Source organism: Myxococcus sp. CA023, from assembly GCF_010998615.1.
In the GTDB taxonomy this organism is placed as follows: Bacteria; Myxococcota; Myxococcia; order Myxococcales; family Myxococcaceae; genus Myxococcus.
The window spans coordinates 1-19748 of record NZ_JAAEAH010000095.1 but is presented as its reverse complement, the minus strand read 5'-3'; the positions used below and the strand labels follow the sequence as shown (position 1 = coordinate 19748).

At 70.2% G+C, this 19748-nt stretch carries 15 protein-coding genes and 1 pseudogene; 11 read left to right on the top strand and 5 right to left on the bottom strand.

The features are described 5' to 3' along the window. The first annotated feature begins 201 nt into the window (after positions 1-201). A complete protein-coding gene (locus F8M74_RS32030) occupies positions 202-1071 on the top strand; it encodes a cobalamin-binding protein (RefSeq protein ID WP_141257973.1) in 870 nt (289 codons plus the stop codon). On the opposite strand, the gene F8M74_RS32025 is transcribed toward F8M74_RS32030, so the two are convergent. Then, entirely contained in the window at positions 1068-2330 is a 1263-nt protein-coding gene (locus tag F8M74_RS32025; protein ID WP_141257972.1) for an endonuclease, read from the bottom strand. The genes F8M74_RS32030 and F8M74_RS32025 overlap by 4 nt on opposite strands. Before the next feature lie 135 nt (positions 2331-2465). On the opposite strand from F8M74_RS32025, the gene F8M74_RS32020 reads away from it, so the two are divergent. Next, positions 2466-4250 (top strand): BamA/TamA family outer membrane protein, encoded by a 1785-nt coding sequence (locus F8M74_RS32020; RefSeq protein WP_228560609.1) that lies wholly within the window; start codon positions 2466-2468, stop codon positions 4248-4250. Between the two features lie 13 nt (positions 4251-4263). Here the strand turns inward: F8M74_RS32020 and F8M74_RS32015 are convergent, their stop codons facing one another. Beyond that, positions 4264-5040: a UPF0489 family protein gene (locus F8M74_RS32015; RefSeq protein ID WP_141257970.1), complete on the bottom strand. Its 777-nt coding sequence runs from the start codon at positions 5038-5040 to the stop codon at positions 4264-4266. Positions 5041-5160: 120 nt separating this feature from the next. Here F8M74_RS32015 and F8M74_RS32010 point away from each other — a divergent pair, with 120 nt between their 5' ends. Beyond that, on the top strand, positions 5161-7365 hold the full coding sequence (locus tag F8M74_RS32010) for a S9 family peptidase (protein WP_141257969.1): 2205 nt from the start codon (positions 5161-5163) through the stop codon (positions 7363-7365). Positions 7366-7468: 103 nt separating this feature from the next. Here the strand turns inward: F8M74_RS32010 and F8M74_RS32005 are convergent, their stop codons facing one another. From F8M74_RS32005 to F8M74_RS31995, 3 genes are all read right to left on the bottom strand, one after another. Next, entirely contained in the window at positions 7469-7675 is a 207-nt protein-coding gene (locus F8M74_RS32005) for a cold-shock protein (protein ID WP_011555986.1), read from the bottom strand. A gap of 157 nt (positions 7676-7832) precedes the next feature. Beyond that, complete coding sequence (odhB, locus tag F8M74_RS32000) at positions 7833-9023, bottom strand: 2-oxoglutarate dehydrogenase complex dihydrolipoyllysine-residue succinyltransferase (RefSeq protein ID WP_141257968.1); 1191 nt, start codon at positions 9021-9023, stop codon at positions 7833-7835. Then, positions 9013-11922 carry a 2-oxoglutarate dehydrogenase E1 component gene (locus tag F8M74_RS31995; RefSeq protein WP_141257967.1) on the bottom strand — a complete coding sequence of 970 codons (2910 nt, stop codon included), beginning with the start codon at positions 11920-11922 and terminating at the stop codon, positions 9013-9015. Before F8M74_RS31995 ends, odhB begins: the two co-directional genes overlap by 11 nt. Positions 11923-12132: 210 nt before the next feature. On the opposite strand from F8M74_RS31995, the gene fabI reads away from it, so the two are divergent. From fabI to F8M74_RS38225, 8 genes and pseudogenes are all read left to right on the top strand, one after another. Beyond that, entirely contained in the window at positions 12133-12951 is an 819-nt protein-coding gene (gene fabI, locus F8M74_RS31990) for an enoyl-ACP reductase FabI (RefSeq protein ID WP_011555983.1), read from the top strand. 185 nt (positions 12952-13136) lie between these two features. Next, positions 13137-13523, top strand: coding sequence for a response regulator (locus tag F8M74_RS31985; protein WP_011555982.1), 387 nt, complete (start codon positions 13137-13139; stop codon positions 13521-13523). Between the two features lie 5 nt (positions 13524-13528). After that, entirely contained in the window at positions 13529-14395 is an 867-nt protein-coding gene (locus tag F8M74_RS31980) for a response regulator (RefSeq protein WP_141257966.1), read from the top strand. After that, entirely contained in the window at positions 14392-15633 is a 1242-nt protein-coding gene (locus tag F8M74_RS31975; RefSeq protein ID WP_141257965.1) for a protein-glutamate O-methyltransferase CheR, read from the top strand. Before F8M74_RS31980 ends, F8M74_RS31975 begins: the two co-directional genes overlap by 4 nt. Beyond that, complete coding sequence (locus F8M74_RS31970) at positions 15630-16178, top strand: chemotaxis protein CheW (protein WP_141257964.1); 549 nt, start codon at positions 15630-15632, stop codon at positions 16176-16178. The genes F8M74_RS31975 and F8M74_RS31970 overlap by 4 nt, the downstream gene beginning before the upstream one ends. Further along, positions 16168-18312, top strand: coding sequence for a response regulator (locus F8M74_RS31965; RefSeq protein WP_141257963.1), 2145 nt, complete (start codon positions 16168-16170; stop codon positions 18310-18312). The genes F8M74_RS31970 and F8M74_RS31965 overlap by 11 nt, the downstream gene beginning before the upstream one ends. Beyond that, a complete protein-coding gene (locus F8M74_RS31960; protein WP_140866643.1) occupies positions 18309-19376 on the top strand; it encodes a chemotaxis protein CheB in 1068 nt (355 codons plus the stop codon). Before F8M74_RS31965 ends, F8M74_RS31960 begins: the two co-directional genes overlap by 4 nt. A gap of 76 nt (positions 19377-19452) precedes the next feature. Beyond that, positions 19453-19748: pseudogene (locus F8M74_RS38225) on the top strand (hypothetical protein); the annotation flags it as partial.

Here is a 19748-nt window from a genome sequence, read left to right as displayed (position 1 = left end):
AATCGTCCACGTCCCAAGCGACCTGCCGGGTTGGCGCAGTGCGCCACCGGCCGAGAATCCGGCTCGGGCGCGACAACGTTTCACAGGTGACACACGTGAGCCGTGGCGTGACTGGGAGTGTGGTGAAAGCCCGGTCCACGCGCACGGACAAGTGCTACGGACACGTAGCGCGGCGGTGGCCGCGTTAGGGTGTGGCCCCGCATGAATGCCCGCCTGTCCGAGCTGCTCTCCGGTGCGTCGCCCTATCCCCGCCGCGTCGTGTGTCTCACCGAGGAGACGACGGAGGTGCTCTACCGCCTGGGCGCGGAGGACCTGGTGGTGGGCGTGTCCGGCTTCACCGTGCGTCCGCCCCAGGCGCGCAAGAAGCCGCGTGTCAGCTCGTTCCTGGACGCGAACTTCGAGCGCATCCTGGAGCTGAAGCCGGACCTGGTGCTGGGCTTCTCCGACCTGCAGGCGGACATCGGCCGCGAGCTGGCGAAGCGGGGCGTGCCCGTCTACCTGTTCAACCAGCGCTCCCTGGCGGAAATCCTCCAGTCGGTGCGGCTGACGGGCGCGCTGGTGGGGCGGCCCGAGGCCGCGGAGGCGCTGGCCACCGAGCTGACCGCGAACCTGGAGCGGCACGCGGACGCGGCGGAGTCGCTTCCACGCCGGCCGCGCATCTTCTTCGAGGAGTGGCATGAGCCGCTCATCTCCGGCATCCGCTGGTGTTCGGAGCTGGTGGAGCTGGTGGGCGGCGTGGACGTGTGCCGGGAGTCGCGCGCGTCGCAGGGGGCGCAGGGCCGCATCTTCGCGCCGGAAGAGGTGGCGCGGCGCGACCCGGAGGGCGTCATCGCCAGCTGGTGCGGGCGCAAGGCGAAGCGGGAGAAAATCATCGCCCGCCCCGGGTGGACCGGGGTCCGGGCGGTGGTGGATGACCAGCTCTATGAGGTGAAGAGCTCGCTCATCCTCCAGCCGGGGCCAGCGGCCCTGTCGGACGGCGTGGACCGGCTGGCGAAAATCGTCGCGGCGGTGGCGCGGGGCGAGAAGCTGCCGCCCCTGCGCGATGGGGAACTGCGCTCCGCGGGAGCCTAGAAGTCCTTCACGCGGTCCGCGAGCGCCGAGTCCTCGACGAAGGCGTTGGAGTTGCCCTGGATGTTGGCGATGCGGCGGTTGCGCTCGATTTCGGCGGCGTCCACCGTGTCGAGCTTGTTCCACGCCTTGAGCGCCGCCTCCTCGTCGTTGGGGATGGCCTTGTTGTAGGTGGCGGAGAAGTAGAACATCGCGCGCGCCACGTTGCCCTTGTGGGCGTCGGGCGGCTCGAAGACCATGTTGCCGCGCGCGTCGGTGCCCAGCTTGGCGCCGTTCTGGCTCCATCGCACGTTGACCACTTCGCCGAACGGGAAGCTGCTGCGCCGGGAGTTGGCCTTGCTGTCGGTGGGGTAGAGGTGGTGCAGGTCGCTCTTCGCCGCGCCCGTGGCGCCCTTCGACTGGGGCCAGGTGTGCTCGGTGTTCATCACCGAGTTGTTGGGAATCTTGCCGCCTTTGACTTCGGCGCCCGTGTAGACGCAGACGACGTTGCCGTTCTCGTTCACGTCCAGGCTGGAGAACATCAGCCGGCGGGCCTCGTTGTAGCTGACCACCTTCTTGCCGGACGAGTAGTCCTGGAGCGCGTCCAGCAGCGCGCCGTCGCGCAGGCCCTCGAAGAGGCCACCTTCGGGCTCTTCCGGCGCCTCGGGCTCCGTCACCGGCGTCTGCGGGGCGATGTCCAGGCCCCACGACTTCAGCGTGCCGGTGTCGCCGCGCGCCGCGTCCTGCACTTCCAGCGTCCAGGTGCCCTTCGTGGGCTCGCCCTTGAACGCGGACAGGTCGAAGGCGCCCGTCAGGTCATCCGACGAACCTCCCTTGCGGTTCGACACCACCGCGCTCTTGCCGGACGGCGAGGTCAGCGTCACCTTCAGGTCGCCCCGGTAGGTGTGCTCGATGTCCAGGTTGAGCTTGAGCGACTCCACCGTGGCGTCCTCGGGGACGTCGATGGTGCTCTCGATGGTGGTGTGGTCCTTGATGTCCGCGTTGGGACTCGTGCTGTGGACCAGCGACGCCGCCCGTGTACCGGCCGCGTCCTTCAGGTGGGAAGCCGCCGCCTGCGTCGCGGTGGGCGTCTGGGGAACGAAGACTGCGCCGAGCTTCGTCAGCATCGAAGGCGTTGTGCCCTCGAGTCCCGGCCGCGCGGGCTGGAACGAGCTGGTGGCCGCGGAGGCGGTCGTCCGGGGGGAGGACGTCGTCTCACGGGCGTTTTCGGTGGTCGGGCGAGCGAGGAGGGGCGAGCGGCGGGGGCCGACGACGCTGGTCATGCCGTCATTATCCACCCAGTGGGCTTCGCGGTTGCTTCCCCCATGTATATTTTCGACGCGACCGTGAAAGCTGGAAATCCAGCGATGTGACAGAGCGCGGCATTGTCCAGGGGCAATGCCGCGGCTCATGACAGGATGCCTTGCGTGCCGCTTTCGCTGCCTGCGTTGCTCGTCGCCACGTCTCTCGCGGCCGCGCCTTCCTCGTCGGAAGCGTCGTCTGACGCGCCGGCGCAGGGGCTCGCGTCGGCCATCGACAACTACGAGGACGCGCTGATTGACGAGGCCCTGGCCCGGCATGGACGGGTGCTGGAGCCGGCGCCGGAGGGCAAGATTCTGGAAGAGGTGTTGGTGGCCACCGAGGACGTGGTGGCCGAAATCGACCCCTTCCCGGACTTCCTCAACATCTTCCATGCCCGGACGCGGGACGACGTCGTCCGGCGCGAGGTGCTGCTCCATGTGGGGGCGCCGTACTCGGACGTGCTCGCCCAGGAGTCGGCGCGCAACCTGCGCGGGCTGCGCCTGTTCTCCATGGTCCGCCTAGTGGCGGTGAAGGGGCGCACGCCTGACTCGGTGGCGCTGATGGCCGTCACCAAGGACATCTGGTCGCTGCGGCTCAACAGTGACTTCGCGGCGGTGGGTTCGCTGCTCCAGTACCTGAAGCTGCAGGGCACGGAGCAGAACTTCCTGGGGCGCGGCAAGCGCATCGCCGTGGACTTCGTGCTGCGGCAGGACACCCTCAGTCTGGGGCAGAGCTACACCGACCCGCGTGTGCTGGGCAGCCGCTGGTCGCTGAGCGAGTCCATCGCCGTCATCCAAGGGCGGGAGACGGGCAAGGCGGAGGGCTCGCGTGGCAGCTTCGCGGTGAGCCGGCCGTTGTACTCACTGTCCACGCCGTGGAGCGCCAGCGCCTCCGTGTCCTGGAACGTGGAGACCAGCCGCGTCTACCGGGGCGCATCCATCTGGCAGTTGCCATTCCCGGGCGGGCCCGCGGTGCCCTATATCTACCGGGCCGAAGAGGTGGTGGGCGGCTTCTCGTACGCGCGCTCGATGGGCACCCGCTACAAGTGGAACGTGGGCGGCACGGTGGGGGCCTACCATTACGCCTACGGCGCGCCGCTGGCGTCCGGCCTGTCTCCGGAGCAGTCGGAGTGGTTCAACCGCAACTACCTGCCGCGCGCCGAGGACGCCGGCTACGTCGGCCTGAGCCTGCGCGCCTTCGACGCGCGCTACGAGGTGCTGCGGGACGTGGACTCGTACGTCCTGGCCGAGGACTTCCAGATGGGGCACTGGGTGGCGGCCACCCTGCGCTACGCGCCGCCGGTGTTCGGCGAGCAAAGCCACTTCGTCGAAGGCGGGCTGGCGCTGCGCTACCGCCTGAGGCTGGGGGACACGCTCACCTCCGCGTCCCTGTCGGGCGCCGTCCGCCGGCCGTTGGGGCCTCGGGGCGCGTGGACCAACCGGCGCTGGGCGGCGGAGTTGATTGAAGTGTCGCCCAAGGTGCTGGGCGGGCGCTTCGTGGCGCGCGGGCTGCTGGATGTGAATATCGACGACCTGTTCGACCGCATCCACCTGCTGGGCGGCGCCAACGGCCTGCGCGGCGCGGGCGCGGATGCGTACTCCGGCCGGCGGCTCCTGCTCTTCAACGTGGAGTACCGAAGCCGCCCCATCGTCGTGAAGACGGTGCACCTGGGCGGCGTGCTCTTCTGGGACTCGGGCAGCGCCTTCAATGACCGGCCCGCCATGGTGCACACGGTGGGCGTGGGCCTGCGGCTGCTCTTCCCGCAGTTCAACGTCCTGCCCTTCCGCGTGGACTTCGGCTACGTGCTCAACGACGCCCGGCCGCCGGTGGGCAGCCGCTTCTCCTTCGCGGGCGGGCAGATGACGGACGTGCGGCCCAACTTCATGGAGACGCCGCTGTAGCGCGCGGCGTGGCTCACGGGGGCTCGGTGCGCAAGAGCTCCCGGAACAGCACCTGGGCCGCGTCCTGGAACAAGTCCCCGGACGCGAGCAGCCCGCCGCAGTGGTGGGGCTCGCGCGCCAGCGTCAGCGCCACCGTCTTTCGCAGCACCGCGTCCCAGAAGGGCTCCGAGTCCTCTGGTAGCAGGAACTCGCGAATCACCTGCTGAGGCCAGGGGAGCACCGTCGTCGGGTCCGCGTCGCTCAGGGACGTGAAGCAGTCCAGGTCCACGTCCAGCAGCACCCGGCTGGCCGCGTCCAGCACGTCGCGCACGGCGTCGCCGGGGGCAGGGCGGCTGTAGGCCTCCGCCGCCCGGTCCACGGTGGGCACCACCACCAGCCGGTGGGGCCGGCCCCGGCTGTCCACGTAGGTGTCCCCCGTGAAGGCGCCGCGGGGACGGGCGCGGGCAATCAGCAGCGCGTCTCCCACCAGCCCCGCCTCCATGGCCGCGAGGATGTGGTCGTAGTTGCGCACGTCCAGCGCCCAGCGGGCATGTTCATCCAGCGCGCGCAGCCCGGCCGTCCGGTCCGGCACGGCCGCGGGGGCCCGGGGCATCACGGTGTCCAGGTGCCGGTCCAGCGTCACCAGCAGGGCGGGGCCTTCCGTGTCACCCAGGGCGCAGGCCCAGGCGGGGAGGGCGAGCCGGTGCGGGTCGAACACGTAGGCGTCTCGGGGGCCCCGCCCTCCGCCCAGGCCCAGTCGGATGATGCCGGCCAGGCGCAGGTGCCGCGGGGCGTCGTCTTCCGTTTCCATTGCGTCGGGAATCCTCCAGCACGCCAGGCGTTAGCTCCGGCCGCGAGGCCGCCGAGTGTAGGCTGTCCCGCACCTTTCCACGAAAGGAGCCCCGCCCTTCCCGCGGGGATTCGACGACGCATGCGCCACGTCCTCACCGCCGCGCTCCTGCTTGCGAGCGCTTCGTCCTCCGCCCAGGAGCAGAAGCCCCTGACCATGTCCAAGACGCAGCGGTCGCAAGACCCCTTCCTGCGCCAGTTCTCGGAGACGCGCCGCTTCATGAGCGGCCGGCCCGGTGGCGTGCGCATCTCTCCCGACGAGAAGAGCATCCTCTTCCTGCGCACCCAGCCCACGTCCAACGTGCAGACGCTCTACGCGTTCGACGTGGAGAGCGGGCAGACGCAGGAGCTGCTCACCCCCGAGGCCATCCTCAAGGGCGCCGAGGAGACGCTCACCCCCGAGGAGAAGGCCCGACGTGAGCGCATGCGCGTCAGCGCCCGGGGCTTCACCAGCTACCAGGTGTCCGAGGACGGCAACCGGCTGCTGGTGCCCCTGTCCGGCCGCCTCTACGTGGTGGACCGCGCCAGCGGCAAGGTGACGGAGCTGAAGACGGGCCCGGGCACGTTGGATCCGCGCTTCTCCCCGGACGGCAAGCAGGTGTCCTACGTGCGGGACCACGACGTGTACCGCATCGACGTGGCCGCCAACCGCGAGCAGCGCGTCACCAAGGGCGGCACCGAGGCGAAGTCGCACGGCGTGGCCGAGTTCGTCGCCCAGGAGGAGATGGGGCGCTTCACCGGCTACTGGTGGAGCCCGGACGCGAAGTCCATCGCGTACACGGAGGCGGACACGACGGACGTGGAGAAGCTCACCATCGTCGACGTCATGCACCCCGAGCGCGGCGGCGAGGACTTCGCGTACCCGCGCCCTGGCAAGGCCAACGCGAAGGTGCGGCTGGGCATCACCCCTGTCACCGGTGGAAAAACCGTGTGGGCGCAGTGGGACGCGGCGAAGTACCCGTACCTGGCCACCGTGACGTGGCCCAAGGGCGGTCCGCTTACCGCGCTGGTGCAGAACCGGGAGCAGACCGAGCAGAAGCTGCTCGCGGTGGACCCGCGCACGGGCAAGTCGCGGGAGCTGCTGACGGAGCAGGACGCCGCCTGGCTCAACCTGGAGCAGGTCTTCCCGCTGTGGCTGGAGGATGGCAGCGGCTTCCTCTGGTACACGGAGCGCAACGGCGGCCCGGAGGTGGAGCTGCGCAAGGCGGACGGCGCGCTGGTGCGCACCCTGGTGAAGCCGGACGCGGGCTTCCGCTCGCTGGCGCGCTACATCCAGAAGGATGACACGCTCTACTTCAACGGTGGCCCCAACCCCACGCAGAGCCACCTGTGGCGCGTGAAGGCCGGTGGCGCGCCGGAGAAGGTGACGACGGGGCTCGACATCGAGTCGGGCTCGGTGTCCAAGAGCGGCGGGCTGATGGTGATGAATGGCCAGGGCCTCAAGTCCATGCCCAGGGTGCAGGTGGTGCGCGGCGACGGAACCACCGTGGGCGAGCTGCCCTCGGTGGCGAAGGAGCCGCCCTACACGCCCAGCGTGGAGCAGCGGCAGGTGGGCCCCGAGCGCTTCTGGACGTCCCTGGTGCGCCCGCGCGACTTCAAGCCCGGCAAGAAGCTTCCCGTCATCGTCGAGGTGTACGGCGGCCCCACCACCACCGTGGTCCACAAGAGCATGGCCGCGCACCTGATGTCGCAGTGGGTGGCGGACCAGGGCTTCCTCGTGGTGAAGATTGACGGCCGCGGCACCCCGCTGCGCGGCGCGAAGTGGGAGCGCGAGGTGAAGGGCGACTTCGCTGGCGTCACGCTGGAGGACCAGGTCGCCGCGCTCCAGGCGCTGGCCAAGGAAGTCCCCGAGATTGATTTGTCCCGCGTGGGCATCTCCGGTTGGAGCTTCGGCGGGTACATGTCCGCGCTGGCCGTGCTCAAGCGCCCGGACGTCTTCAAGGCCGGCGTGGCCGGCGCCCCGGTGGTGGACTGGCTGGACTACGACACCCACTACACCGAGCGCTACCTGGGTGTGCCGCAGCAGAACCCGGAGGCCTACGAGAAGAGTTCGCTGCTCACGTACGCGAAGCAGGACAAGCCCATGGGCAAGCTGCTGCTCATCCACGGCACCGCGGACGACAACGTCTACTTCTTCCACACGCTGAAGCTGAGTGACGCGCTCTTCCGCGCCGGCAAGCCGCACGACTTGCTGCCGCTGAGCGGCCTGACGCACATGGTGCCCGACCCGCTCGTCACCGAGCGCCAGTGGGAGCGCGTCATGGACCACTTCAAGCGCAACCTGTAGGCCACGCGGCCCCAGGGCTTGAAAAACCAGAGGCCCGGTTCCCAGGTGGTGGGGCCGGGCCTCTTGTCATCGGCCAGTCCGGAGGGAGTGGCTGACGGACGCGTTAGCCGGCGGCGCGGACGTTCTGCGCCTGGAGGCCCTTGGGGCCACGGGTGACTTCGAACTCCACCTTCTGGCCTTCGGCCAGGGTGCGGAAGCCGTCCATGTTGATGGCGGTGTGGTGGCAGAACACGTCTTCACCACCGCCGTCCTGGGTGATGAAGCCAAAGCCCTTCGCGTCGTTGAACCACTTCACGGTACCGGTTGCCATTGCACGTCCTTCAGTCTTGCGGGGCGGCGCGAGGAGAGCCGCCCGTTCTTCCCGCCCCCCGACAACCGGGAGACACTCCCAGTTGTAGTGAAACGGCCGGCTGGAAGTCCAGCCGGCCGCCCGGAATGCAAGTCTTGCCCGGATGCCGGGCCTGAAGTCAGACGTCCAGGAGCAGTCGCTCCGGGTCCTCGATGCACTCCTTCACGCGCACCAGGAACTGAACGGCTTCGCGGCCGTCGACCAGCCGGTGGTCGTAGGTGAGCGCGATGAACATGATGGGCCGAATCACGACCTGGCCGTCGCGGGCCACGGGGCGCTCGACGATGTTGTGCATGCCCAGGATGCCCGTCTGCGGCGGGTTGAGGATGGGCGTGGACAGCATGGAGCCGAAGATGCCGCCGTTGGTGATGGTGAAGGTGCCACCCTGCAGGTCGGCCAGGGCGAGCTTGTCATTGCGCGCCTTGGTGCCCAGCTCGCCCACCGTCTTCTCCAGCTCCGCCAGGCCCTGCTTGTCGGCGTTGCGCACCACCGGCACCACCAGACCGCGGCTGCCGCTGACGGCCACGCCGATGTCGTAGTAGTGCTTGAAGATGACGTCCTCGCCGTCAATCTCCGCGTTGATTTGCGGGAAGGCCTTGAGGGCCTCGACGGAGGCGCGGATGAAGAAGCTCATGAAGCCGAGCTTCACGCCGTGCTTCTGCTGGAACTTGTCGTTGTACTTCTTGCGCAGGGCCATCACCTCGCCCATGTCCACCTCGTTGAAGGTGGTGAGCATGGCGGCGGTGGACTGGGCCTGGATGAGGCGCTCGGCCACGCGCTTGCGCAGCGGCGTCATCCGCACGCGCTCCTCGCGGGCGGCGTTCGGGCGGGGCCCGGTGGGCTGCGCCGGAGCGGCGGGCGCGGCCGGGCGGTTGAGCTGACCCAGCACGTCGTCCTTGTGCACACGGCCACCGGCGCCGCTGCCCTTCACCTGGGAGATGTCCACCCGGTTCTCCTCGGCCACCTTGCGCGCGGTGGGCGTGGAGCGCGCGTCGGACGCCGCGGGCGCCTCGGCGGCGGGAGCGGGCGCGGCGGCCGGAGCGGCGGCGGGCTTGGCGGCGGGAGCGCCGGCGCCTGCCTCGACGAGGCCGAGCACGTCGCCCACGCGGACCTTGTCGCCCTCCTTGAATGCGATGCTGGACAGCGAGCCCGCGGAGGGGGCCGGCACGTCGATGGTGACCTTGTCGGTCTCCAGGACGACGAGCGGCTCGTCGGCGGTGACGGCGTCACCCGGCTTCTTGTTCCACTTGCCGACGACGGCTTCGGTGATGGATTCGCCCAGGGGGGGCACTGTGATTTCAACGGCCATTCTTGGTCCCTCGGAGGATGGCTTCCTCGATGATGAGCTGCTGCTCGTATTCGTGCGTCTTGGGGAAGCCCGTGGCGGGGCTGGCGGCTTCGGCGCGACCGATGTAGCCGATCTTCACCTGCTGCTTCGACTGCGTGGAGGCCAGGTCGTGCAGGCGGGGGAACATGAAGTGCCACGCGCCAGCGTTGCGCGGCTCTTCCTGCACCCACAGGAGCTCGGCGAGCTTCGGCATCTTCGCGATGAGCCCCGCCAGCACGTCGGAGGCGAACGGGTAGAGCTGCTCCAGCCGGACGATGGCGATGCTCTCGTCCTTGCGCTCGTCCCGCGCCTTCACCAGGTCGTAGTACACCTTGCCGCTGCACAGCAGCAGCCGCGTCACGCCCGCCGGGTCCACCCGGTCCAGGATGACTTCCTGGAAGGTGCCCGTGGCCAACTCCTCCACCTTGCTGGTGGCCTCCGGCCGACGCAGCAGGCTCTTGGGCGACATGATGACCAGCGGCTTGCGCACCGGGCGCAGCACCTGGCGGCGCAGCAGGTGGAAGATCTGCGCGGGCGTGGTGGGGTAGCAGACCTGGATGTTGTCCTCGGCGCACAGGTCCAGGAATCGCTCCAGACGCGCGCTGGAGTGCTCCGGGCCCTGGCCTTCGTAGCCGTGCGGCAACAGCAGGGTGAGGCCGCTGAGGCGGCGCCACTTGCTCTCACCGGCGGCGATGAACTGGTCGATGATGATCTGCGCGCCGTTGCCGAAGTCGCCGAACTGCGCTTCCCAGGCCGTGAGACCGTCCGGCACGTCCAGGCTGTAGCCGTACTCGAAGCCGAGCACGCCCATCTCCGACAGCGGGCTGTTGTAGATGTGGAAGCCGTTCTTGCCCTTGCCGCTGATGAACTGGCGCAGCGGGACGAACTTCTCGCCCGTCTTCACGTCGTGCACCACCGCGTGGCGGTGGCTGAAGGTACCGCGCTCGCAGTCCTGGCCGGTGATGCGGATGTTATAGCCCTCGGAGAGCAGCGTGGCGTAGGCCAGCGACTCGCCCTCGCTCCACTGCAGCTCGCCGCTGTCCAGCATGCCCAGGCGCTTCTTGATGACGGTGCGCTCCACGTCGCGGTGGACGTTGAAGCCCTCCGGCAGCGTGGACAGCTTGCGCAGCGCATCGCACAGCACCTGCTTGTCCACCGCGGTGGACACGTCCGGCGCGCTCTTCAGCGAGCCGCCCTGGTAGGGCTTCCACAGGCCTTCCAGCGCGCTGGGCTCCTTGAACTGGCTCTCCTGGCGCGCGCGGGTGAGCGCCGCGTCGAACTCCTGCTGGCAGCGCTGCTTGATGGCCTCCGACTCCTCGGCCGGAATCTTGTTCTGCTCCGCCAGCTTCGCCGCGTAGAGCGTGCGCACCGTCGGGTGCTTGCGGATGATGTCGTACATCGCCGGCTGCGTGAACGAGGGCTCGTCACCTTCGTTGTGGCCGTAGCGGCGGTAGCAGACCAGGTCGATGACGACGTCCGTCTTGAACGTCTGGCGGTACTCCGCCACCAGCTTCGCGATGTGGACGCAGGCCTCCGGATCATCCCCGTTCACATGGAAGATGGGGATGTCCAGCATCTGCGCGATGGCGGTGGAGTAGAGCGACGAGCGCGAGTCGTGCGGGTCGGTGGTGAAGCCGACCTGGTTGTTGATGACGACGTGGACCGTGCCGCCCGTGGTGTAGCCCTTGAGGCCGGACAGGTTGAGCGTCTCCGCCACCACGCCCTGGCCGATGAAGGCCGCGTCGCCGTGGATGAGCAGCGGCATCACGCCGGTGCGCTCGGTGTCGCCGCCGCGGTCCTGCTTGGCGCGCACGCGGCCCTCCACCACCGGGTCCACCGCTTCCAGGTGGCTGGGGTTGAAGGCCAGCGACAGGTGCAGCTTGCGGCCCTGGCGCGTGGTGTGGTCCGACGAGAAGCCCATGTGGTACTTCACGTCGCCGCGGCCCAGGTAGTCCTGCGGGTTCCGGGGACCGTCGAACTCGCTGAAGATCTGGTCCGGCTGCTTGCCCAGGATGTTCGTCAGCACGTTGAGGCGGCCGCGGTGGGCCATGCCGATGACGATTTCCTTCAGGCCCATGCCGGTGGCCACTTCGCCCAGCGCGTCCAGCATGGGGATGAGCGCCTCGCCGCCGTCCAGGCTGAAGCGCTTGGCGCCCACGTACTTGGTGTGGAGGAAGTGCTCGAAGCCCTCCGCGTACGACAGCTTGGTGAGGATGTGCCGGCACTCGTCCGGGGAGAAGTCGGTGCGGTTCTCGTTGGACTCCATCCGGTGCATCAGCCAGCGGCGGCGCTCGCTGTCGAGCATGTGCATGTACTCGACGCCGATGGTGTCCGTGTACGTGCGGCGCAGGCGCGCCAGCAGATCCGTCAGGCGCACGCGCTGCTCGCCGAACACGCCATTGGTCTCCACGAGCTGCTGGGCCTCGGCGTCGGTGAAGTGACTGTCATCCACCAGGGCCACATCCGCCACGTGCGCCAGCGCCGGGCGCGGACGGCCGAGCGGGTCCAGCTTCGCGCGCAGGTGGCCGCGCAGGCGGAACGCGAAGATGACGTGGTCCACGCGCGCCTGCAGCGAGATGTCCTGGACGGACTGGCCGGGCGCGGCCACCGGGGCGGGCTGCAGCGCCGGGGCGGGCTGCGGCGCCGGCGCGACCTGGGCCTTGGGCGCGGCGCCCTTGCCGCCTCCCTTGGCCGCCGCTGGAGCCGGTACTGGCTCCAGCAGCCGGGTGCTGAAGATGGGTCGTCCGGCGCCGTTGCTGCGGTCGAAGACCTCCCGCCAGCTTGCATCCACGCTGGCGGGGTCCTCCAGATAACGGGCGTAGAGGCCCTCGATGAAATCGATGTTGGCGCCGGAAAGAAACGTGTCCTGGAAATTCGCCATGGCGTGTCGTCTTTTACTGGATGGGCGCCCCGTTGGGGGGTTTTAGCAGCGCCTATTTGTAGCGCCCGCCCGCTGGCTGATAAGCCGCACCCATTGCCGCGGAGCAGGTGGATTCATGCCCCAGGTGAGTGCAACTTCAAGCATTCCGCCCAGAAGGAATGGTAGAGAACGCGTTTCCTGTCTTTCCTCTTCCGCAACGAGGCTGTCTCCATGCTGCTCCAAGGCAAGAAGCTGCTCATCACCGGGGTGCTCACGCCTCAGTCCCTGGCCTACGGCATCGCCGAGCACGCGCTGGCTCAGGGGGCCGAGGTCCTCCTCACCGGCTTCGGTCGGGCCAAGTCCCTCACTGAGCGGAGCGCCAAGCGCCTCAAGCCGGGAATGGAGGTGCTGGAATTGGACGTCACCAACTCCGCCCACTTCCCCGCACTCACGGACGCCCTGCGCCAACGGTGGGACCGGGTGGACGGTGTGTTGCATTCCATTGCCTTCGCGCCCGAAGATGCTTTGGGTGGCAACTTTCTCAACACCCCGTGGGAGAGCGTGCAGACGGCGTTCCGCATCTCCACGTTCTCGTTGAAGGAGCTGTCAGTGGCGTGCCTGCCGCTGATGACGCAGGGGGGCTCCATCGTCACGCTGGACTTCGACAACCGCGTCGCCTGGCCCATCTACGATTGGATGGGGGTGTGCAAGGCGGCCCTGGAGTCCACGGTGCGCTACCTGGCGCGCGACCTGGGCCCCAAGGGCATCCGCGTCAACGCCCTGGCCGCCGGTCCCCTATCCACCATCGCCGCGAAGGGCATTCCAGGCTTCAAGGCCCTGGAGCGTGGCTGGGGCCAGCAGGCCCCCCTGGGCTGGAGCGCGAAGGACAGCCACGACATGGTGGCCCGCACCGCGTGTGCTCTGCTGTCGGACTGGCTGCCCTCCACCACCGGCGAAATGATCCACGTGGACGGTGGCTACCACGCCATTGGCGCGCCTCCGGTGACGCCGGACGCGGACGAGCTCCCGCCCAAGCCCGCCGGCGAGTAGGCCCTTTCCCCCGGGACCATCTGGACCCGGGGGCGTCCCCTCTGAGGTCATCCGACACCTGCCTGCCCGGATGGATGCCGGGCCGGCCCGCCCCCTGTTCTCACGTGAGTGCCCTCACGGTAGAGTCTTGAACGTTTCGCAGGACTCTCCGCGTGTCGCGGGGCCTGCGCAGGAGCCGCCGCACAGTGAGCACCCACAGCACCAACGTCTTGCTGGTGGACGACAGCCCGACGGTTCGCAACATCGTCAAGATCTACCTGATGAACCTCAAGGTCTCGACCGTCGAGGCTGACGATGCGACCCGGGGGCTGCAGATTCTTCGGCTGGTGCCGGTGAGTCTGGTCATCGCGGACATCAACATGCCGGGGATGGACGGCATCACCTTCGTCAAGGAGGTGCGCGCCAGCGCGATGCCGCAGGTCCGCTCGGTGCCCATCCTGCTGCTGACGGCGGAGAAGAACGTGGACCTGCGTCAGCGCGGCACCGAGGCCGGCGCCAACGCCTTCATCCAGAAGCCGGTGTCCCACCACGAGCTGACGGAAACGGTCCGTCAGTTCCTCACCAAGGCCTGACCGCCGTGAGCCTGCCGTCCCTGCTGCTCGTCGACGACAGCGACGCGATTCTCGCGCTGGAGCGGGCCATCCTCTCCGGCCACTACACCATCCACACCGCCAGCAACGGCCGCGAGGCCCTGGAGAAGGTGGGGCGCCTGCGTCCGGTGGCGGTGTTGCTCGATTTGTCCATGCCGGAGATGGACGGCGACGAGGTCCTCCAGCGGATGAAGGCGGATCCGGCCACGGCCGATATCCCCGTCATCATCATCTCCTCGGAGAAGTCGCGCGCGGAGGCATGCCTGGGCCTGGGCGCGGAGGCCTTCCTGGCCAAGCCGTTCCGCGCGGACGAGCTGCTGCAGACGGTGGGCGAGGCCATGACGAGCGCGCGGCAGCGGGCGCGCACGGGCTCGCTGTTGGTGCTTCGCGTGACGGTGGGCGAGCTGGAGTTCGCCATTCCGCTGGACGCGGTGCGGGAGGTCCTGCTGCATCCGGCGACCCGGCCGCTGCCCACCGGGCCGGCGTACCTGCGCGAATACGTGGAGGTGCGGGGCGCGGCGCTGTGCGTGCTGGACGTGGCGCGCCGGCTGGGCGTGGAGCACAAGCTGACGCGCGTGGAGCGCATGCTCGTCGTCATCGAGGCGGAGGGCGTGTCGCTGGCGCTCGCCGTGGACACGGTGAAGGACCCCGAGGAGTACGCGGCGGCGGATATCGACCGGCGCGAGCGCGTGGGCGGCGCCGACCATGGCCCGCTGCGCGAGGGGCTCATCGGCATGCTGCGGTCGGGAGGGCGTGCGCTGCCCATCCTGGACCCGCGGGTATTCATCGCGCGGGGGCTCCTGCGGGAGCTGCCCGCGATGCTCGAGGCCGCGGAGGCCGGGCGGAACGCATGAGCGGAGCGCTCGACCCGCGGCTGCTGGCCCGCGCGCGGGAAGTGGTGGCCAGCATCACTGGCTTTCGCAATGACGCCATTGCCTCCGAGGCGGTGGACCGCGTCGTTCGCGCGGAGCTGGCCCGCGGGCGCACCGCGCCCGACTTGCTGGGCGAACTGCTCCATCCCGTCTCCCACCTGGCCACCGCGCTGGTGAAGGCCATCCTGGTGGGGGAGACGTACTTCTTCCGCCACCCGGAGCACTTCCGCTTCATCTCCCACGAGGCCGTGCCCGCGGCGCTCCAGCGTGGTGCCCTGGCCCTGCGGGGCTGGAGCGCGGGCTGCGCGTCTGGCGAGGAGGCGTATTCGCTGGCCGCGTGTCTCCAGGCGTCGCTGCCGCACGGCTTTCCCGTGGAGGTGCTGGGTACGGACATCCACGAGGCCAGCCTGGAGGCGGCCCGCCGCGCCACCTACGGAACGTGGTCCCGCCGCGAGTCCGCGCCGCGCCTCTTCCCGCTCTACTCGGAGACGGGCGAGCGCGAGGTCACCATCCTTCCCCCCGTCCGCCGCATCACCACCTTCGCCCAGGCGAATCTGCTGGCGCCGCTGCCCGAGCGCTTCGGTCGCTTCGACTTCATCCTCTGCCGCAACGTGCTCACCTATTTCACTCCCGCCGCGCGTGACGCGGCCATCTCCCTCCTGTCGCGCACGCTCAACCCCGGCGGCTGGTTGTTCCTGGGCGCCGTGGAGGTGGACCGCGTCCCCGCGGGCATGGTCCGCGAGGGGCCGCCGGAGCTGCAGGCCTTCCGCCTCCTCACGCAGGAAGAGCTGAACGCCCGCGCCGCCGCCGCGTCCCGCGCCGCCACCCTCGCCCGTCCGGTGGCGGCGCCGTCCCGCCGTCCGGTGGCGCCGCTGATGCCCGCTCCGGTGCGCGAGGTGCCCGTGGCGCCTCCGCCGCCGCCCACGCGGCAGCACCTGAATGCGCTGGAGCGCATCGAGGAAGGCGACGAGGTGGGCGCGTCCTCCGTGCTGGAGGCCCTGGTCCGCCAGGCGCCGGACTATCTGCCAGGGCTGTTGGAGCTGGCCCTGCTGCGGGAGCGCTCCGGGGCGCGGGAAGGCGCGGTGCCGCTGATGCGCGCCTTGCGCTCGCGCGCCGAGCGGCTTCCTCCTGACCAGCTCGTGGAGGGGCCGGAGGCCCTGCCCGCGCGTTTCTACCAGGCGTCCGCTGACGCCTACCTCAACCAGGGGGCGCTCGAATGAAGGTCACCCCGCGGACGTTGGAAGAGGCCCAGGAGGCCGAGGCGCTCGAGCTGTTGGAGCGGCGCGCGTCCCGCCTGCGAGAGCAGGGGGAGAACACCGTCGAGGAGGCGGTCCACTGGATTGCCGAGTTCCCGCTCGGTGAGGAGCGCTACGCGCTCTCCCTGGAGTCGCTGCGCGCCGCGCTGCCCCTGAAGATGGTGTCGCCGGTGCCGCTGTCGGCGCCGCACGTCGTCGGGGTGCTGCGCTTCCAGGGCCAGGTGCTGGCCGCGCTCAGCCTGGCGTCGCTGCTGGGCGGCCACGGCTGGCGGCAGGACCCGGCGGTGCTGCTGGTGGTGGACCGCGGTGACGGCGAGCTGTGCGCGCTGGACTGCGAGGCCATTCCCCGCCCCACCACGCTGCCCATGAGCGCGGTGGAAGCCGCGCGGGTGCGCGCGGAGGGGGCGGTGATGGAGGTCTTCACGCAGGACCGGCAGCTCATCCACCTCATCGACCTGAAGCGGCTGTTCTCCGCCACGCGCGGCACGGGAGCCCGTCATGCCCGTTGATCCGATGCTGCAGGGGCTCGTCGCGGGCTTCGCCGTCGAGGCCCAGGAAGTGGTCCAGAAGGTCACCATGGACCTGCTGGAGCTGGAGCGCGAGGGCCTGGAGACGGACGCCCTCACCAGGCTCTACGTCCGGCTGGGCCGCCACCTGCACACCCTGAAGGGCAGCGCCGCCTCGCTGGGCATGCAGGACCTGAGCGACATCGCCCACAAGCTGGAGGACGCGCTCGCCCCGCTGAAGGCCAACCCTCAGAAGATGCCGCGGCCGGTGGTGGACATCCTGCTCCACGGCCTGGACCTCTTCCTGCTGCGCGCGCAGGCCCACGCGGACGGGCGCGGGGACGCGCTTCCGGACCCGGCGGCTGCCCTGGCGCAGTTGGTGGCGGACGCGCCGCCGCCCGAAGAGGCCGCGGCCATGGTCGCCGCCTCCGGGGGCCTGGCCGCCGTCGCCGCGCCGGCTCCGTCCGCGGAGCCCGTGTCCGTGCCGGACGCGCTGCCAGAGTCCGCGGACGCGGGCTGGCGCGTGTCGTCGTGGCAGGTGACGGCGCTGATGCGTGAGGTGGAGCGCCTGCGCGAGGTGCGCCTGCGCGTGGAGGAGCGGGGCCGCGAACTGGAGCGGGTGGCCGTGCTGCTGGCGAAGCAGGGGCTGCTGGCGGAGACGGCGGAGGCGCGTACGGCGCTGTCCGGCACCGCGCGCTCGCTGCGCACCGACGGTGAGGAGACGAGTGACATCGTCGACGCGCTGGAGGATGGCCTCAAGGCCATCACCACGCGCCCGGTGCGCACCATCCTGGATCCGCTCCAGCGCATGGTGCGTGATTTGTCCCGTCAGCTGGGCAAGGAAGCGCGGCTGTCGGTGGTGGGCTCGGAGGTGTCGCTGGACCGGCGCCTGCTGGAGAAGCTGCAGGGCTCGCTGGTGCACCTGCTGCGCAACGCCGTGGACCACGGGCTGGAGCTGCCGGCGGACCGCGAGCGCGCGGGCAAGCACCACGAGGGCGCGCTCACCCTGCGCGTGGAGCAGCAGGGCAACCTGCTCTACCTGGAGGCGTCCGACGACGGCGCCGGCATCGACGTGGAGGTGGTGCGACGCCTGGCCGAGCAGCGCGGCGTCGTCACCGCGGAGGAGACGGCGCGCCTCAACGAAAACCAGCTGCGGGACCTCATCTTCCGGTCCGGCTTCAGCACCCGCACGGACGTGACGGACACGTCCGGCCGCGGCGTGGGCCTGGACGCGGTGCGCGCGTCGGTGGAGGCACTGCAGGGCCGCATCGAGGTCGCGAGCACGCCGGGGCAGGGCACGCGCTTCATGCTGACGCTGCCCACGGACCTGGGCAGCTCGCCGGTGCTGGTGGTGCGCGTGCTGGAGCAGCTGGTGGGCCTGCCCATGCTGGCGGTGGAGGCCACGCAGCTGGCGCGCGCGGAGTCGCTGCGCCTGGGCAAGCGCCGGGCGCATTTGGAGTACCAGGGACAGCTGTTGTCGGTGGTGGACCTGGGGGCGCGGCTGGGCCTGCGCGCCCTGGCGCCGCCGGCCGAAGGGCAGCCGCTGCTGATTGTCCAGAGCGGTGGCAAGCGCGTGGCGCTGGTGGTGGACGCGGTGGTGGGGGACCGGGATTTGGTCATCCGCCCGCTGCCGTCGGAAGTCCGCGACGTGCCGGCCTGGCAGGGCGCGGCCACGCTCAGCCGTGGCGAGCTGCTGCTCATCTGCCGCCCGGACTGGCTGGTAACGGAGACGGTGCAGGTGCAGGTGTCGGCGCAGCGGCGGGCGCTGGTGGTGGACGACTCGCTCACCGCGCGGGCGCTGCACCGGGCCATGCTGGAGGCGGGCGGCTTCACGGTGCACCTGGCGGCCAGCGGGGCCCGGGCCCTGGACCGGCTCCAGTCGGACACCTACGACGTCGTCATCTGCGACCTGGACATGGAGGAGATGGACGGCATCCAGCTCATCGCGAAGCTGCGTGAGCGCCCGGAGACGGCGTCGCTGCCCGTCATCCTGGTCTCCGCGCACGACAGTTCGGTGGCGCGCGAGCGGGGCCTGAAGGCGGGCGCGGACGGCTACCTCAGCAAGCGCGAGTGCGCTGCGGGCCGTCTGCTGGCAGAGGTGCTGGACGTCATGAGCCGCCGGGGGAGTCGCGCGTGAGCGTTCAGCGACCCATCCGGGTCCTCGTGGTGGACGATTCGCCCACCATGGCGAACATGCTGACGGCCCTCCTCACGGAGGAGCCGCGCATCGAAGTCGTGGGCCGGGCGGGAGATGGCAACCGCGCCGTGCAGCTGGCGCGCCTGCTGCGCCCCGATGTCATCACCATGGACCTGCTGCTTCCCGGCCTGGATGGACCGGGGGCCATCGCCGCCATCATGTCCCAGTCCCCCGCGCGCATCCTCGTGGTGAGCGCGGTCGCGGAGCAGCGCGGCGTGGACCTGGGCTTCCAGGCGATGAGCGCCGGCGCGCTGGAACTCATCGGCAAGCCTAACGTGACGAACGCGGAGGAGCTGCGCCGCTGGGGCAAGGAGCTGGCGCACTCGGTGTGCCTCATGGCGGAGGTGCCCGTCATCTCCCGCCGGCCGCGTGCGGCCACCGCGCCGCCGCCGCCCACTGGCGCGCGGGTGGACATCTTCGGCGTGGTGGCCTCCACGGGGGGGCCGCCCGCGCTCGCGGACGTGCTGTCCAAGCTGCCTCGCTCGCTGCCGGTGCCGCTGCTCATCGCCCAGCACATCACCGTGGGCTTCACCCAGGGCATGGTGCGCTGGCTGTCCCAGGTGACGCCGCTGCCGGTGGCCATCGCCAAGGACGGCGAGCGGCTGGAGCCGGGCCGCGTGTACTTCCCACTGGACGGCCATGACCTGCTGGTGGACGCGGCCGGGCTGGCGCGCCTGCAGCCCAGCCGGGGCGGGCCATGCCCCAGCGGGGATGTGATGCTGACGTCGCTGGCCGCCGCCTTTGGCCGGCGCAGCGGCGGGGTGGTGCTCACCGGCATGGGCGAGGACGGCGCGCGCGGCCTGCTGGCCATCCGCCGGGCGGGCGGCGTCACCTTCTCCCAGGACGAGGCGTCGTCGGTCGTCTTTGGCATGCCTCGCGCCGCGCTGGATGTGAAAGCCACCGACCAGGGCGTGCCCCTGGCCTCGATGCCGGAGCTCATCCTCCAGAGCTGTACCTTCGCCCCCTTCCGGGGCGGACGCCCCGAGGGAGGACCCACCCGGTGAGCTCCTCCTGTGCCTGTTTCACCTGCCCGCCTCCGCGCGGGTGCCGTGCTGACGTCGTTTCCCCGGCGGTGATTCCGTGAGCCTCCCGCAACAATCCTTCGCCTCCCAGTTGTCGAAGCAGTTCCGCCAGTCGCTGGGGCTGGCGCCGAAGTTCGTGCTCGTCACCGCGCTCATCAGCGCGACGGCGGCCACCCTGCTCACCGGTGTCGCCACGCGGCGGCTGGAGAGCGACCTGGCGGACAGCTACCTGGGCGCGGATGTCGTTGAGTCCCGCCATGGTGAGCTCGATGGAGGCCTCGCCGGACTTGGCCAGCGTGTCGGCGCGTTCGGCCACCGACAGCACGCTCTCCGCCTTCTGCGCGGCCAGCATGG

Bases quoted from the DNA above. Each gene is read 5' to 3' on its own strand.
- F8M74_RS32030 (WP_141257973.1), top strand. From the start codon at position 202: ATGAATGCCCGCCTGTCCGAGCTGCTCTCCGGTGCGTCGCCCTATCCC.
- F8M74_RS32025 (WP_141257972.1), bottom strand. From the start codon at position 2,330: ATGACCAGCGTCGTCGGCCCCCGCCGCTCGCCCCTCCTCGCTCGCCCG.
- F8M74_RS32020 (WP_228560609.1), top strand. From the start codon at position 2,466: ATGCCTTGCGTGCCGCTTTCGCTGCCTGCGTTGCTCGTCGCCACGTCT.
- F8M74_RS32015 (WP_141257970.1), bottom strand. From the start codon at position 5,040: ATGGAAACGGAAGACGACGCCCCGCGGCACCTGCGCCTGGCCGGCATC.
- F8M74_RS32010 (WP_141257969.1), top strand. From the start codon at position 5,161: ATGCGCCACGTCCTCACCGCCGCGCTCCTGCTTGCGAGCGCTTCGTCC.
- F8M74_RS32005 (WP_011555986.1), bottom strand. From the start codon at position 7,675: ATGGCAACCGGTACCGTGAAGTGGTTCAACGACGCGAAGGGCTTTGGC.
- odhB (WP_141257968.1), bottom strand. From the start codon at position 9,023: ATGGCCGTTGAAATCACAGTGCCCCCCCTGGGCGAATCCATCACCGAA.
- F8M74_RS31995 (WP_141257967.1), bottom strand. From the start codon at position 11,922: ATGGCGAATTTCCAGGACACGTTTCTTTCCGGCGCCAACATCGATTTC.
- fabI (WP_011555983.1), top strand. From the start codon at position 12,133: ATGCTGCTCCAAGGCAAGAAGCTGCTCATCACCGGGGTGCTCACGCCT.
- F8M74_RS31975 (WP_141257965.1), top strand. From the start codon at position 14,392: ATGAGCGGAGCGCTCGACCCGCGGCTGCTGGCCCGCGCGCGGGAAGTG.
- F8M74_RS31970 (WP_141257964.1), top strand. From the start codon at position 15,630: ATGAAGGTCACCCCGCGGACGTTGGAAGAGGCCCAGGAGGCCGAGGCG.
- F8M74_RS31965 (WP_141257963.1), top strand. From the start codon at position 16,168: ATGCCCGTTGATCCGATGCTGCAGGGGCTCGTCGCGGGCTTCGCCGTC.